General features: G+C 66.4%; 11 protein-coding genes. 4 read left to right on the forward strand and 7 right to left on the reverse strand.

Going from position 1 to position 15,084, the window contains the following annotated elements; translation table 11 throughout:
- Window positions 1-26: 26 nt before the first annotated feature.
- Window positions 27-1,601 carry a glycoside hydrolase 43 family protein gene (locus EDF58_RS11020; protein ID WP_132266143.1) on the forward strand — a complete coding sequence of 525 codons (1,575 nt, stop codon included), beginning with the start codon at window positions 27-29 and terminating at the stop codon, window positions 1,599-1,601.
- Between the two features lie 119 nt (window positions 1,602-1,720).
- Here EDF58_RS11020 and EDF58_RS11025 read toward each other — a convergent pair whose 3' ends face one another.
- Genes EDF58_RS11025 through EDF58_RS11035 form a run of 3 tightly spaced genes read right to left on the reverse strand, consistent with a single transcriptional unit; the run spans window position 1,721 to window position 5,083 of the window.
- Window positions 1,721-3,370, reverse strand: a complete 1,650-nt coding sequence (locus EDF58_RS11025) for an electron transfer flavoprotein-ubiquinone oxidoreductase (protein WP_132265418.1) — start codon at window positions 3,368-3,370, stop codon at window positions 1,721-1,723.
- Between the two features lie 37 nt (window positions 3,371-3,407).
- Window positions 3,408-4,337: an electron transfer flavoprotein subunit alpha/FixB family protein gene (locus EDF58_RS11030; RefSeq protein WP_132265420.1), complete on the reverse strand. Its 930-nt coding sequence runs from the start codon at window positions 4,335-4,337 to the stop codon at window positions 3,408-3,410.
- Complete coding sequence (locus tag EDF58_RS11035) at window positions 4,337-5,083, reverse strand: electron transfer flavoprotein subunit beta/FixA family protein (RefSeq protein ID WP_132265422.1); 747 nt, start codon at window positions 5,081-5,083, stop codon at window positions 4,337-4,339. The genes EDF58_RS11030 and EDF58_RS11035 overlap by 1 nt, the downstream gene beginning before the upstream one ends.
- Before the next feature lie 127 nt (window positions 5,084-5,210).
- Between EDF58_RS11035 and EDF58_RS11040 the strand changes: the two genes are divergently transcribed.
- Both EDF58_RS11040 and EDF58_RS11045 read left to right on the forward strand, forming a co-directional pair.
- On the forward strand, window positions 5,211-5,963 hold the full coding sequence (locus tag EDF58_RS11040; RefSeq protein WP_132265424.1) for a GntR family transcriptional regulator: 753 nt from the start codon (window positions 5,211-5,213) through the stop codon (window positions 5,961-5,963).
- Between the two features lie 81 nt (window positions 5,964-6,044).
- Complete coding sequence (locus EDF58_RS11045; protein WP_243654189.1) at window positions 6,045-7,235, forward strand: CoA transferase; 1,191 nt, start codon at window positions 6,045-6,047, stop codon at window positions 7,233-7,235.
- Window positions 7,236-7,290: 55 nt separating this feature from the next.
- Here the strand turns inward: EDF58_RS11045 and EDF58_RS11050 are convergent, their stop codons facing one another.
- Genes EDF58_RS11050 through ptsP form a run of 4 tightly spaced genes read right to left on the reverse strand, consistent with a single transcriptional unit; the run spans window position 7,291 to window position 13,898 of the window.
- Window positions 7,291-8,652 (reverse strand): carbohydrate porin, encoded by a 1,362-nt coding sequence (locus tag EDF58_RS11050; protein WP_132265428.1) that lies wholly within the window; start codon window positions 8,650-8,652, stop codon window positions 7,291-7,293.
- A gap of 52 nt (window positions 8,653-8,704) precedes the next feature.
- The gene (locus EDF58_RS11055; protein ID WP_132265430.1) at window positions 8,705-10,396 is read right to left on the reverse strand and encodes a fructose-specific PTS transporter subunit EIIC; all 1,692 of its coding nucleotides are present in this window, start codon (window positions 10,394-10,396) and stop codon (window positions 8,705-8,707) included.
- On the reverse strand, window positions 10,396-11,376 hold the full coding sequence (pfkB, locus tag EDF58_RS11060) for a 1-phosphofructokinase (protein ID WP_132265432.1): 981 nt from the start codon (window positions 11,374-11,376) through the stop codon (window positions 10,396-10,398). Before pfkB ends, EDF58_RS11055 begins: the two co-directional genes overlap by 1 nt.
- Entirely contained in the window at window positions 11,376-13,898 is a 2,523-nt protein-coding gene (gene ptsP / locus EDF58_RS11065; protein ID WP_132265434.1) for a phosphoenolpyruvate--protein phosphotransferase, read from the reverse strand. Before ptsP ends, pfkB begins: the two co-directional genes overlap by 1 nt.
- A gap of 177 nt (window positions 13,899-14,075) precedes the next feature.
- Between ptsP and EDF58_RS11070 the strand changes: the two genes are divergently transcribed.
- Window positions 14,076-15,083 carry a LacI family DNA-binding transcriptional regulator gene (locus EDF58_RS11070; protein ID WP_132265436.1) on the forward strand — a complete coding sequence of 336 codons (1,008 nt, stop codon included), beginning with the start codon at window positions 14,076-14,078 and terminating at the stop codon, window positions 15,081-15,083.
- Window position 15,084 lies beyond the last annotated feature (1 nt).

A 15,084-nucleotide genomic window follows, 5' to 3' on the forward strand; every position in this document is an offset into this window, starting at 1 on the left:
TGCCGGCCGTGGCTGCCGGCTTGCTGATGGGCTTCGGAACGGCCGGAGCGAAGGTTGGCGCCGAAAATTTACCCGTCACTTACCAGAACCCGGTCCTTTACGCCGACTACTCCGACCCCGACGTGATCCGCAGCGGGGACGCCTATTATCTGGTGGCGTCCAGCTTCCACATGTCGCCAGGTTTGCCGGTGCTGCGCTCCCACGATCTCGTGCACTGGACCCTCGTCTCGCACGTTCTTGCCCGGCTTCCTGACACGCCGGCCTACAATCTGGTGGGGGAGTTCAAGATCACGGACGCTAATCCGCGGGACACGGCCGGCACGAAGTACGGCAGCGGCCCCTGGGCGCCGTCGATCCGGGAGCACGGCGGCCGCTTCTTCGTCTATTGGGCTACCCCGGATGAAGGCATCTTCATGGCCACCGCACGCCGGCCCGAAGGTCCCTGGAGCGCCCCGACCACGGTAATTTCCGGCCCCGGCTTTGAGGACCCCTGCCCTTTCTGGGATGAGGACGGGACCGCTTGGCTCGTTCACAGCAAAGTCGGTGCAGGGCCGCTCATTCTGCACCGCATGCGTGCCGACGGTACCGGCGTTCTCGATGAGGGCCAGCTCATTGCCGAGGACAAGAAGAGGCTTCCGGTCCTTGAAGGCCCCAAGCTCTACAAGCGCGATGGCTGGTATTATATCTTCGCCCCCATCGGCGGGGTCGGGACCGGGCCGCAGGCTGTCGGTCGATCGCGCCGCCTCGGGGGGCCTTATGAATGGCGCGACGTGCTGCTTCCCGGCGGCGACCTGAAGCTCAAGGGACCGCATCAGGGTGGCTGGGTGGAGACACCGGACGGGAAGAGCTGGTTCCTCCACTTCAATCTTACGGGAGCCTTCGGCCGCATTGTGCATTTGCAGCCGCTCACCTGGCAGCAGGATTGGCCGATCGTGGGAGCGTCGATTTCCGGACAGGATGCCGGTCTGCCCGTCGCGCGTTGGCCCATGCCGAATACCCGGAAATCGGGAGGTTCGGATCGCCTGCAAGGTTCCGATCAATTCGGGACCGGGCGGCTCTCCATCCAGTGGCAGTGGAATCACAACCCCGACGATAGCGCATGGAGCCTGCGTGGCCGGCCCGGTTTCCTCCGCCTCACGGCGCTTCCGGCGTCCCAGATCGTCACCTCGCGAAACACCCTTACGCAGGTCATGCAAGGACCGGCGCCAGGCTATGTGACCCGGCTGGAGATCGGGCGAATGGCCAATGGCCAAAGGGCTGGCCTGACGCTGTTCAATGCGCAGCCGTCCTGGCTTGGCGTGGTGCGCGATGAAGGTGCCAATCGGATCGTGCTTTCCCGAGCAGGCGAGGAAACGGCGATCGCCGACGTCCCTGGCTCGGTTCGCAGCGTGGTGCTTGCGGCGAATGTGACCAAAGACGGCATAGCCACTTATCGTTACAGTCTCGACGATGGACGAAACTTTGCCGTCGCTGGCGAACCTCTTAAACTCGCGTGGTATGGCTGGTGGAAGGGCACTCGCCCGGGACTTTTCTCGTTTAATACCCTGGCGCAAGGCGGTGTCGCCGATTTCGACTGGTTCCGAGCGGGGCAAGACAGGTAGCGATAATGATGTCGCTTGCTTCGTCGCGCTCAAGCTGCTGCTTTCACGACTGCCAGCACCGATTTGGGTGCCTCGGAGGAACCTCCGACGCTTCGTCCTTTCCGCGAGAGACCTCTCGATCACATATTCGGATAGTTCGGACCGCCGCCGCCTTCCGGCGTCACCCACTCGATGTTCTGGGTGGGGTCCTTGATGTCGCAGGTCTTGCAGTGGACGCAGTTCTGCGCGTTGATCTGGAGCTTTGCACCCGCACCGTCCGGATCGACGAACTCGTAGACGCCGGCCGGGCAATAGCGCGCTTCCGGCCCGGCATAGAACGGCAGGTTGATCGCGGTCGGGACGCTGGCATCCTTGAGCTTCAGGTGGACCGGCTGGTCTTCCTCGTGATTGGTGAACGAGTAGGACACGCTGGTCAGGCGGTCGAAGCTGATGACGCCGTCGGGCTTGGGATAGGCGATCGGCTGGTAGAGATCGGCGCGCTGGAGCGTCGAGGCGTCGGTGTGATGCTTCATCGGCTTGGCAAGGCCGAAGCCGAACAGCGTGCGCAGCCACATGTCCGCGCCGGCCAGCACCGTGCCGATTTCCCCGCCCCACTTGGCGACCATCGGCTCGGCATTCTGGACGAGCTTCAGTTCCTTGGCGATCCAGCTTTCGCGCACGGCGGTATCGTACTCGCCCAGCGTGTCCTGCGCGCGGCCCGCGTTGATCGCCGCGGCCATCGCCTCGGCCGCCAGCATGCCGCTCTTCATCGCGGTATGCGTGCCCTTGATGCGCGGCACGTTGACGAAACCGGCCGAGCAACCCGCCAGCACGCCGCCCGGGAAGACCAGCATCGGCACTGACTGCCAGCCGCCCTCGTTGATCGCGCGCGCACCGTAAGCCACGCGCTTGCCGCCCTCCAGGATCGCGCGGATATCCGGGTGCTGCTTCCAGCGCTGGAATTCCTCGAACGGGTAGACGTAGGGATTCTTGTAATCGAGCGCGGTCACGAAGCCGAGCGCCACCTGGTTGTTCGCCTGGTGGTAGAGGAAGCCGCCGCCCCAGCTGTCAGTCTCGCTCATCGGCCAGCCCTGGGTGTGGATGACCCGGCCGGGGACGTGCTTGTCGGCCGGAATGTCCCAGAGTTCCTTGATGCCGATGCCGTAGATCTGCGGCTGGCAATCCGCTTCGAGGTCGTACCTGGCCTTGAGCCGCTTGGTCAGGTGGCCGCGCGCGCCTTCGCAGAACACGGTGTACTTGCCCAGCAGGTTCATGCCCGGCTGGAAGTCGGCCTTGGGATTGCCCTCGCGGTCGACGCCCATGTCGCCGGTCTGCACGCCGATCACGGCACCGCTCTCGTCATAGAGGATCTCGGCGGCCGGGAAGCCCGGGAAGATCTCGATCTCCAGCGCCTCGGCCTGTTCGGCCAGCCAGCGGCAGAGATTGCCCAGCGAGCCGGTGTAATTGCCCTCGTTCGACATGAACGGCGGCATGACCAGGTGCGGCAGACCGAACTTCTTCTTCTTCGTGAGATGCCAGTGCCAGTTGTCGGTCACCGGCGTTTCCGCCAGCGGACAGCCGTCCTCGCGCCAGGTGGGCAGCAGTTCGTCGAGCGCCTTGGGATCGATCGTCGCGCCCGACAGAATGTGCGCGCCGATCTCCGAGCCCTTCTCCAGCACGCAGACCGACAGCGCCGGATCGACCTGCTTCAGCCGGATCGCCGTGGCAAGGCCGGCAGGCCCACCGCCGACGATGACGACGTCATACGGCATCTCTTCGCGTTCAATCATGGTCTTTGCATCTCGAAGAAGGGTCGGAAAAGAAGGCTCAGAGCTTGCCGGTGAGTTCCGGCACGGCGGTGAACAGGTCCGCCACCAGGCCGACGTCGGCGACCTGGAAGATCGGGGCGTCTTCGTCCTTGTTGATGGCGATGATGGTCTTGGAGTCCTTCATGCCCGCAAGGTGCTGGATCGCGCCCGAGATGCCGACCGCGATGTAGACTTCGGGCGCCACGATCTTGCCGGTCTGGCCGACCTGGTAGTCGTTGGGCACGTAGCCCGCATCGACCGCAGCGCGGCTGGCGCCAACGGCGGCGCCGAGCTTGTCGGCCAGCGGCATGATCACCTGCTCGAAGGTTTCCGAATCCTTCAGCGCGCGGCCGCCCGAGACGATCACCTTGGCGCTGGTCAGTTCCGGACGCTCGGACTTCGCGAGTTCGGCACCCACGAAGCTCGAAAGCCCTGCGTCACCGGCACCGGCGACGTCTTCGATCGCAGCCGAACCACCCTCGGCAGCGGCCTTCTCGAAAGCGGTGCCGCGCACGGTGATGACCAGCTTGGCATCGCTCGATTCGACGGTGGCGATGGCGTTGCCGGCATAGATCGGGCGCGTGAAGGTCTTCTCGCCCTCGACCGAGAGGATGTCCGATAGCTGCATCACGTCGAGCAGCGCGGCCACGCGCGGGGCGACGTTCTTGCCGGTGGTGGTGGCGGGCGCCAGGAACGCGTCGTGGTGGCCCATGAGGTCCACGATCAGCGGCGCGACGTTCTCGGCCAGCGCGTGTTCGTAAGCGGCGTTGTCGGCCAGATGCACCTTGGCGACGCCGGCGATCTTCGCGGCCGCTTCGGCAGCGGCGCGGCAGCCCGAGCCGGCGACCAGCAGGTGCACTTCACCCAGCTTGGCAGCAGCAGTGACGGTGTGGAGCGTCGCGTCCTTGACCGATGCGTTGTCGTGTTCGACCCAAACGAGCGTCTTCATCAGGCGACTCCCAGTTCCTTGAGCTTCGTAACCAGCGCGTCGACGTCGGCGACCTTGACGCCGGCGACACGCACCGGCGGCTCCGAGACCTTCAGGGTCTTGAGGCGCGGGGCGATGTCGACGCCGTAGTCGGCGGCGGTCTTCACATCGAGCTGCTTCTTCTTCGCCTTCATGATGTTGGGCAGCGAAGCGTAGCGCGGCTCGTTGAGACGCAAGTCGGTGGTGACGATCGCGGGAAGCGCGAGCTTGACGGTCTCCAGACCGCCATCGACTTCGCGGGTCACGGCAACGTGGTCACCGTCGATCTCGACCTTGCTGGCGAAAGTGCCCTGCGGGCGGCCCAGCAAAGCGGCGAGCATCTGACCGGTCTGGTTCGAATCGTCGTCGATCGCCTGCTTGCCCAGGATCACGAGGCCCGGATTCTCTTCGGCGACGATCGCCTTGAGGATCTTGGCGACCGCGAGCGGTTCCACTTCCGTATCGGTTTCGATCAGGATCGCGCGGTCGGCGCCCATCGCGAGCGCGGTGCGCAGCGTGTCCTGCGCCTTGGCCGGGCCGACCGAGACGGCGACGATCTCTTCCGCCTTGCCCGCTTCCTTGATGCGGATGGCTTCTTCCACCGCGATCTCGTCGAACGGGTTCATGCTCATCTTGACGTTGGCTAGGTCAACACCCGTGCCATCCGCCTTCACGCGGGGCTTCACGTTATAGTCGATCACCCGCTTTACGGGCACGAGGATCTTCATCTCTCCACTCCATCTTGAATGGTCCGACCATTATAGTTTTGTATCTGTCTGTCAACTCAGTGGTCGGGGCATTGCTCAAGCGGGTGGGATCGGGATACCTTGGGGCATCGTCTAAGAGAGAACAGCCGTGGCCACAGCAAATACCGAAAAACCCGCGTTCGCGCCGATCAAGACGCAGCGCGCGTTCGAAGTCATCTGCGAGCAGATCCGTGCCCAGCTTGCGGCCGGTACGCTGAAGGCAGGCGACAAGCTGCCTGCCGAGCGAGAACTTGCCGCGCAGTTCCAGGTCAGCCGAAGCGCCCTTCGCGAGGCGCTGCGCAGTCTGGAAGTGGCGGGAATCATCCGCAACCTGAAGGGCGTGAAGGGCGGGGCGGTGATCCAGTCGGCCGAGCCGGACCGGATCGTCCAGGCCATGCAGGACTACGTCCACCTCGGGGATGTCACTCTCGACGAACTCACCGAAGCGCGCATCGCAATCCAGGACATCGTCGTGCGCCTGGCCTGCGAGCGGGGGACCGAGGCGCATTTCGCCGAACTCGAACAGATCGCCGAACGTACGCGCGCGGAGACCTCGGTGGAAGCGCGCTACGAATGCGCGGCGGCCTATTACGACGTGCTTGCGCGCGCGACCGGGAACCGCATGTTCGGGATCTTCGTCGATTCCCTGTCCGGCGTCCTTCACGAATTCGTGCAGGGGCCGGGTTACGAGACCTTGCAGGAAACGCTGATCGACTCCCGCTTCAAGCTGATCCGCTTCCTGCGTGCCCGCGATGCCGAGGCCGCCGCGGAGGAAATGCGCAAGCATCTGGAGCGTGTCTATCGCCACGTCCGCAAGAACATCAAGGCGCAGGCCGGATCGGGAGGCGCGCGCAAGGCCTGATCCAGGGCGGTCATTGACCGCAACTCCCAACGGTGCAATAGGTAGGACCATTATACATATAGACCTATGGGAGCGGTGAGGGTGGACGAACAGGCGGAACGCGGGCCCGGAGACGCTCTGGCAGGCGTGCGAGTGCTGGACTTCACATCGGTCATGGCCGGGCCCTTCGCCACGCGAATGCTGGCGGACCTTGGCGCGGACGTTCTGAAGATCGAGTCGCTGGAAGGCGATCAGGTCCGCGCGCGTCCGCCGGTTCGCGATGGTCATTCGGCCTATTTCGGCCATCTCAATGCGGGCAAGCGAAGCCTTGCCTGCAACCTCAAGTCGCCTGAAATGCGTGACCTCATCCAGAGGCTGGCGGCAAGCCACGACGTCGTGGTCGAGAATTTCCGTCCCGGCGTGATGAAGCGCTTCGGGCTCGATTACGAGACGCTTGCCGCCATCAATCCGCGCCTGATCTATTGCTCGATCTCCGGTTATGGCCAGCAAGGCCCCAAGGCGCACTTCCCCGCCTATGCCCCGGTGATCCATGCCGCCAGCGGCTTCGACATGGTCAACCTGCATTACCAGGACGATGCCAGCCGGCCCGCAACTTCGGGCATTTTCGTGGCCGATGTGCTGGGCGGTACCCACGCCTTCGGCGCTATCCAGACCGCCCTTTACCAGCGCGAGCGCACCGGCAAGGGACAGTACATCGATCTGTCCATGCTGGAAGCGATGGTGGGGATGCTGGTGTTCGAAACGCAGGAGGCGCAGTTCCCCGGCGGCCCGCGGCGGCCGCTCTATACGCCGCTCAGGACGCAGGACGGCTTCGTCATGGTCGCGCCCACCAGCCCGAAGAACTTCGAGCAGCTTACCGAAGCGGTGGGCCATCCGGAATGGCGGGAAGACCCCCGTTTCCTCACCAATGCCGACCGCAATGCGAACTGGGCGACCATGCTCTGCCTGGTGGAGGAGTGGACCAGCCAGCGTTCGTCCGCGGAGGCGGAGGAGATCCTGTCCCGGCACGGCGTGCCTTGCGGACGCTACCGCGAGATGGACGAGGTGCTGGCCGATCCGCAACTTGCGGCGCGCGGGGCGATGTCGCACGTCAATGACGCGGCCGGGAGCTATCTGGTGCCGAACCCGCCGTTCACCATGAGCGGAAGCCGGGTGCAGGTGCGCCCGTTCGTATCCGAACTTGGAGAACACGGCGCGGCCGTCTTGCAGGAGGAACTCGGCCTGAGCGAGGAAACGGTGGCCGCCCTGCGCGGATCGAACCAGTTGCTCTGAGCGGGCTGGAAAGGCGCTGGGTATTTCTCTCGTTCTGAAGCCCCCGGGTCAGGAGCTAGTGCGACAGCAGCGTCGGGGCGTCGATCGTGAACTTGAAGCCGAGGATCAGCGCGTCCTTGATGTCGCGGGTGCGGAACGGGGCGCCGGTCTGGTCGGGATGGAGGATGTACTGAATGTTCGGCGAAATCCGGATCGCCGGGCCAAGCTGGGCACCGTAAGCCAGTTCCATCATGTATTCGTGCCGGTGGATGTTGCCGTTCCCGCCGGCCGAGAGCCGTGCTGCGCGCATGCGCTCCATGGCGAGGTCGCTGAAGCGCTGGTCGCTGATCATGAAGCCGATGGTATCGGCATCGCGACCGGCGAAAGTGCCGGTCTGCACCGCGCCCATATCGAAGAAGCGGCTTTCTTCCACCCGGCCCGACAGGTTGGTCATCGCCACGCCGAACACGCTGAGGCCGCGCTCGGAATGGGGATCGGGGCGCGTCAGGCGCTGGTCGAAACGGAAGTAAAGGCCCGAGCGGCCCTTGTGTACCGCTGGATCGCGCCCGGAGAGGATGGCGATGCCGCCCTGATCGTCGCGCAGGGGATCGGCATAGTCGCCGCGGTCGAACCAACCGCCGACAATGTAGTGGCCGGGAAGACGCACGCCACCGCCCCCGCGTTCGCCCTCGCGCGCATAGCCCAGTTCCCACGGCACGATCACGCCGGTGGCGTTCTTCGTGCTGAAGTTGAAGCCATGGTCATTGGCGCGCTTGCGGTCGGGATTGACCTCATAGGCGCCGACGTGGACGGTCACATGCGGCACGACTTCGGCCTTGGCGCGGATCATCCAGCTCGATGCCGGAAAATAGGTGAAATTGCTGTTCTTGAAGACGAACGTCGGATTGCCGCAGCCTGAATTTCCCTGGAAATTGCAGTAGATCGGCGAGTTCAGGAAGTGGATGTTCGCCTGGCTGCGGCCAGCCTCGATCATGAGGCGGTCGTTCAGCAGCTTCTGCTCCCAAGTCAGGATAGCGAGGTGCGTGTTCTGGGTGCCCCAGATCTCCTGAACCGAGGTGTTGTTGCCTAGCGCCAGCGCCGAAAGGCTCTCTCCGTGGCGGTTGGTGATCGCGGCGTGGAGCGTGCCGCCGGCGATGCCGGCGATGCGATCCATGTCGAGATCTGCGCCGACATAGACCTGCCCCGCGAAAGCGGCATCGCGGCGCAGGCCGCCGCTGACGTTCGTGGCCGCCTCTCCGGTATAGCTGAGCGCGAGGGTGATCCCGTCATCCGCGAGCGGCTGCCAAGGCTTCGCGGTTTCGGCGGGCCGGTCTTCGGCGGGCGGGTCTTCGGACGTGACCTCCTGCGCCGTGGCAGCGGACAAGGAAAGGGCGGCGACGCCTGCGCAGCAGGCGCCCTTGAGCAGTGCGAACCGCATCGAATGAAATCCTCTCTTGAGGCAGCCCGATCTTGTGCCGGGCCGCTGTCGTTCAGGCGGCAGCGTCTGCCGGTACGGGGCGCGGCTTGAGCAGGCCGACGAGGACGCCGCTCACCAGTACACCCGCCACGATGGCCAGGCCGTAGACTGCCAGATGCGTGACTGCGCCGGGGATCGGCAGGACGAACACGCCGCCATGCGGCACCTTGAGTTCGACGCCCGCCGCCATCGAGATCGCTCCGGTGATCGCGGAACCCGCCATCAGCGCCGGGATCACCCGGAACGGATCGCGCGCCGCGAAGGGGATCGCGCCTTCGGTGATGAAGGCAAGGCCCAGGACGGCGGCGGCGCCTCCGGCTTCCCGCTCTTCGGTGGTGAAGCGGTCGCGGAACAGGCGGGTGGCAAGAGCCACGGCCAGCGGCGGCACCATGCCCGCCGCCATCGTCGCGGCCATCGGCGTATAGACCTGGCTGGCGATCAGGCCGACCGAGAAGGCATAACCCGCCTTGTTGACCGGCCCGCCCATGTCGAAGGCCGACATCGCGCCCAGGATCACCCCCAGCAGGATCGCGCTCGATCCCTGCATGGAGCGCAGCCACTCGGTGAGGAAGGCGAGGGCGGCGGCAACCGGCGTGCCCACTGCGTAGATCATCAGCAAGCCGGTCAGCAGCGTGCCCAGCAGCGGCAGGAACAGCACCGGCTTAAGGCCCGCGAGGTTCTTCGGGAGCTTGATAAGCCGATTGAGCCACTCGACGCCGTAACCGGCGATGAAACCGGCGACGATCCCGCCCAGGAAGCCCGCGCCGAGATTGGCGGCCAGCATGCCGCCGATCATGCCCGGCGCGATACCCGGACGGTCGGCGATGGAATAGGCGATATAGCCCGCGAGCGCCGGCACGATCAGCGCGAAGCCGCCCTGCGCGCCGATGCGGAACAGCGCATTCGCCAGCGTGCCCTCGGCCGCCGCGCTGTTGGCATCGATGCCACCCAGAGCGAAAGCCATGGCAATCAACAGGCCGCCCGCGACCACGAAGGGCAGCATGAAGGAGACGCCGGTCATCAGGTGCTTGTAGGGACCGGCGCGTTCGGTGCTGGCGGCGCCTGCCTCGGTGGAGAGGCTGCCGCCTTGCGTTTTCGCCTCGGTCAGCGCCCGTTCGATCAGCGCCCTGCCGCCGGAGATGGCAGGCTTGGTGCTGGAGGCAAAGACCCGCTTGCCGGCGAAGCGCGCGCGGTCCACCTCACGGTCCGCGGCGATGATCACCACGTCGGCTGCCGCGATTTCTTCGGGCGTCAGCGGCGAACCGGCACCGACCGAACCCTGCGTCTCCACGCGGATCGGGTAGCCGAGCTGTTTCGCGCCTTCCTGGAGTCCCTCGGCGGCCATGAACGTATGCGCGATGCCGGTGGGGCATGAGGTGATCGCCACCACGCGCGGCGTATCCGCTGCCGCTTGCGGGGCCTGCCCAAGTGCAGCTTCCGGATCGGCCAGCACGGCTTCCAGCGTCACCCGGCGATGTGGGGCGAGGGGAAGCGAGGCCGCCGCATCGTCATTGGCGGCGACCAGCAGCAGCGTGTCGCCCGGCTGCAAATCCTCGGGCAAGGGATTGAGCACGCCTTGCCCGGTGCGGACTTCGATCTCGATATCGCGGCCGCCGGCGCGCGCGGCCTTGCGCAGCGCTTCACCGGCAAGCACGCCCTGGACGGCGGAATCGGCCGCTTCGATAACTGCGTAGAGCTTGCCCATCATTCCTCTCCGGCCTCGATCTTGTTCTCTATCGCCCCGCTTCGCGAGATCACGGGCGTAATGCTGACGTCTTCGGCCAGCGCGTGGACTGTCGGCAGGTCCGGAAGGTTCGGCCCGGCCATGCCCAGCTTGGCGACCGCGAAAGCGGTGGCGAGCCGGGCGGTGCGTTCGAGGTCGGCGTTCTCGCCCAGGGCGGCGACGATGCCGGCAACCATGGCGTCTCCGGCGCCGACGGTGCTGGCGATCTGCCCGACGGCGAGGCGGGCGGTTACCGCGCCCGTTTCGGACAGGAACAGTGCGCCGTCCTCTCCCATCGAGACGGCGACCAGCGAGACCCCGCGCGCGTGAAGCGCGGCGGCGGCTTCGGCAAGCGTAGCCAGATCGGGCAGGGGACGGCCCAGGAGTTGCGCCAGTTCTTCACGGTTGGGCTTGACGACATCGGGAAGCACGTCGGCTGCGAGCGCGCACTTGAGCGGCAGGCCGCTGGTGTCCAGCACGACGCGGCATCCGGCGGCGCGCAGGCGGGCGATCAACGAGGCGTAAGTGTCGGGCGCGCATCCCGGTGGCAGGCTCCCGGCCAGAACGACCAGATCGCCTTCCCGCACGGCCTGGCAGAGGTTTGCCACGGCCATCTCGGCCTGGCCCGCGTCCACCGCGATCCCGTCGAGATTGATGTCGGTGGTGCCCGCGACGTCGACCAGCTTGAGGTTGACCCGGGTGGCTCCGGCGATGCGGGTGAAGCGGTCCTCGATCGGCTTGGCGGCGAACAGCGCGTCGAATGGAGCGGCGTTGTCGCGGCCCAGCAAGCCAAAGGCGGCGACCGGCATGCCCCAGTCGGCCAGGCAACTGGCGACGTTCACGCCTTTGCCGCCCGCGTTCTGGCGCACGCTACGGGCGCGGTGAACGTCGCCTGGGACCAGACGATCAAGCGTGACGGTCTGGTCTATGGCCGGGTTGAAGGTGACCGTGAACGTGCGCATCAGTCTTCCCTTCCGCTGAAATCGCACCCGTCCAGAGCGCGGATCTCGGCGGCGCTTTCCATGTCGAGCGCCTTGGCGGCCAGCGCGCGCAGGCCATCGAAGCTCGCGCTGCGAATACGGGCTTTCACCCCGGGAATGTCGCGCGGGGTCATCGACAATTCGCTGACGCCCAGGCCCACAAGCAGAGCCGCGCCGAACGGATCGCCGGCAATGCCGCCGCAAACACCGACCCAGCGACCGTGCGCCTGCGCGCCTTCCACGGTTGCCGCTATCATGCGCAGAACGGCTGGGTGCAGGCTCTCGGCATCGCCCGCCAGCTCAGGGTTCTGCCTGTCGATGGCGAGGACATATTGGGTGAGATCGTTCGTGCCGATCGAGAAGAAGTCGGCATGAGCGGCCAAGGAGCGAGCCTGGATCGCGGCGGCGGGCACCTCGATCATGATGCCGACGGGAACCGTCGGTGCATCGAGTTCCAGCCGGATGTCCTCGCACCGTGCGCGCAAGGCGATCAGTTCGTGGACCGAGGTTATCATCGGGAACATGATGGAAAGATCCGCGCCTGCCTTCGCGGCGCGGTAGAGCGCGCGAAGCTGCGGTTCGAGCAAGTCGGGGCGGCGCAGCAGCAGCCGCGCGCCGCGCACGCCGAGGAACGGGTTTTCCTCAAGCGGCAGGTCCAGATGCGGCACTTGCTTGTCCCCGCCGATATCGAGTGCGCGCACGATCAGCGGACGATTATCCAGTGCCTCGGCCATGGCGCGGTAGATGGCGGCCTGCTCTTCCTCGCCCGGGCTGTCCCTGCGTTCGAGGAACAGGAACTCGGTGCGCATCAGGCCCACGCCTTCGCCGCCCTGGGAGAGCGCGTAAGCGACCTGATCGGGACGGTTGACGTTGGCGGCGATTTCCACTCGGTGACCGTCGCGCGTTTGGGCGGGCTGGCTGCGTTCCGCCTCTTCGGCGGCGCGTTTTTCGGCCAGCGCCGCGATCCAGTTTCGCGCGGAGGCCAGGTCGGCCGCGGACGGGTTGAGCCAGACGCGGCCGCTGTCGCCATCGACGATGGCCGTCGCTCCGGCGGCGAGGCTCAGCAGATCCGCGCCGCCCGCGACCACGGAGGGCAGGCCCAGCGTGCGGGCCAGGATGGCGCTATGCGACGTCGGACCGCCCAGCGCGGTCGCGATCCCGGCCACGCGCGCGGTATCGAGCGTGGCCGTGTCGGAAGGCGAAAGGTCCGCCGCGACCAGGACGCAGGGCTCCTCGGGCAGATCGGTCAGCGATCCGGCCGCCAGTGCCGGGTCGATCTCGGCCAATACGCGCCGGCCGATGTCGTGGAGGTCGGCGGCGCGGGCAGCCAGCACCGGATTGCCCAGCGCGGAAAGTTGCCCGGCGATACGGTCGACCGCCTGATGCCAGGCCCATGCCACGCCGTGCCCCTCCACCATCAACTGGCAGGTGAGCGTGATGAGGTCGGTATCGTCGAGCAGTTCGGCTTGCGCCTTGAAGATTGCCGCATCCCCCGCGCCCAGCCGGCGGGTGGTATCGTCGATCAGCACCTTCATTTGCGCGCGGGTACGGGTGAGCGCATCGTTGAGCAGGGTGCCACCACCGGCAAGGTCGGTCGGCCGGTCGGGCACCTCCAGCGCCTGCGCGGCGAGGACATGGACCCTGCCGATGGCGAGGCCCGGACTGGCGGCCACGCCCGCGATCATCTGGGCTTCGCCTTCCGGCTTCCAGCCCCGGATCGGCGCGGCGGCCTTTTCCGCGGCGCGCGCGGCGTCTTCCTTCTCGCGCGCGGTCAGGCGGCGGACGGCCGCGGCGAAACTGTCCAGCGCCGCACGCGCGCCTGCCCCTTCGGCGGAGAGAGTCACCCGATCACCAGCACGCAGCCCCATTTGGAGGAGGGAAACGAGGCTGCGAGGATCGGCGCTCTCCCCGCCGTGGCGCACGCGCAAGCGCACGCCAGAGGCACGCGCCGCTTCGACCCAGGCCGAGGCGGGGCGGGCATGGAGGCCGGTTGGGTAATCGACCGTCCATTCGGTGGTTTCGGCATAGTCGGCGACCGGCTCGGTGGAGGCGGCGGCCTCGCCGTCTTCCCAGAGAGCGCGGGAAAACGCAGCCGGATCGTCGGTGGTGACAAGCGCGGCAAGGCGCGGCTCGTCCTGAATGAGGCGGGTCAGTCGGCGCAGGATGGCAATGTGGCTGTCTGAATTGGCGGCGATGCCGACCACCAGATGGGCGCGCTGGCCGGGGTTCCATTCCACCGCGTCGCGCAGCTGGAGGATTGCCACCCCGTCCTTGCGCACGAGGCCCTTGTCCTCGCCGAGGCCGTGCGGGATCGCAACACCGGCGCCCAGGAACGTGTTCGCCAGGCCCTCACGGCGGACCATGCTGTCCTCGTATCCCGGAGCGACGCAGCCGGCAGCGACCAGAAGCTGGCCGACCTGGCGAATCGCATCGACCTTGTCGGCCGCGCTGGCATCGATTCGAACAAGATCCTCGATCCTCGAGGCGGGCGCATTTGCGAGCATTTCAGGCCTCTCCTGACCGTTTTGACGACGGGTCTGTACCTCCTGTAGAAAACGTTTTCTCCGGCCGTTTGTCAAGAGAAGGCTTGCGAGACTTGGATGGAGTGATGCATAGTCTGTCACCGGAGAGGGCGAGACGCCCTGAAATGTGAGAACGATTTCTCAAATGGCGATGCGCTGATGACTATCGGAATCAAGGACGTGGCCAGGGTTGCCGAAGTCTCGCCCGCAACCGTCTCGCGGGTGCTGTCGGGCCGCAGCGTCGATCCCGCCATGCACGAACGGGTGCTGGCGGCGGTCAAATCCACCGGATACCGGCCCAACCTTGCCGCACGGCGCCTGCGCTCGCAGCATACGAACACGATCGGCCTGATCGTGGCCGATATCCGCAACCCTTTCTTCACGGCCGTTTCCCGCGCGGTGGAAGGCCTTGCCACGGCCCGCGGCATGCGCGTGATCCTGTGCAACACGGACGAGGACCCGGCCAGGGAAGCGGCCTACCTCGAACTCATGCACGAAGAACGCGTCACCGGCGTGATATTCGCCCCGTGCCGCCAGTGGATCGAAAAAGGCGAGCGGCTGGAGCCCGGTTATCCGGTCGTCCTGATCGACCGCAACCTGCCCAGCGCCGGGCTCGACAGCGTCCTGCTCGACAATGGCAACATGGCCGCCGAGCTTGTCGCGCACCTCCACGCGCAGGGCCATCGCCGGGTCGCCGGGCTGTTCGGCGCCAGCAGCACCGGGACCGAGCGGCGTGCCGGTTTCGAACAGGCGGCGCGCGCACTCGGGATGGACGCCTCCACTCTCGAGATGCCGCACGACGCCGGTGCCGCGGAGCGCGCCGTGAAGGAGCTGCTTGCAGGTCCCATCCGCCCCGACGCGCTCGTTGCCAGCAACGGCGTCATGCTGCTCAGCGTGCTGCGTGCCTTGCGCGGCCTGCAACTCGGCGTTCCGGGCGACATTGCCCTTGCCGGTTTCGACAACAACGACTGGATGGAGTTCGTCGGCGGCGGCCTCAGCGTCATCGAGCAGCCGGTCGAGGAAATCGGCCGCACGGCGATGACGATGCTGCTCGACCGGCTGGAACATCCCGACGCCCCGGCACGCAGGGTCGTGCTGGCCGGACGCCTGATCACGCGCGGATCGAGCGGCCCTCGCGCTTCCGCCGACCAGACCATCGGAGCCTGAT

This window comes from Novosphingobium sp. PhB57, from assembly GCF_004342985.1.
Classification (GTDB): domain Bacteria; phylum Pseudomonadota; class Alphaproteobacteria; order Sphingomonadales; family Sphingomonadaceae; genus Novosphingobium.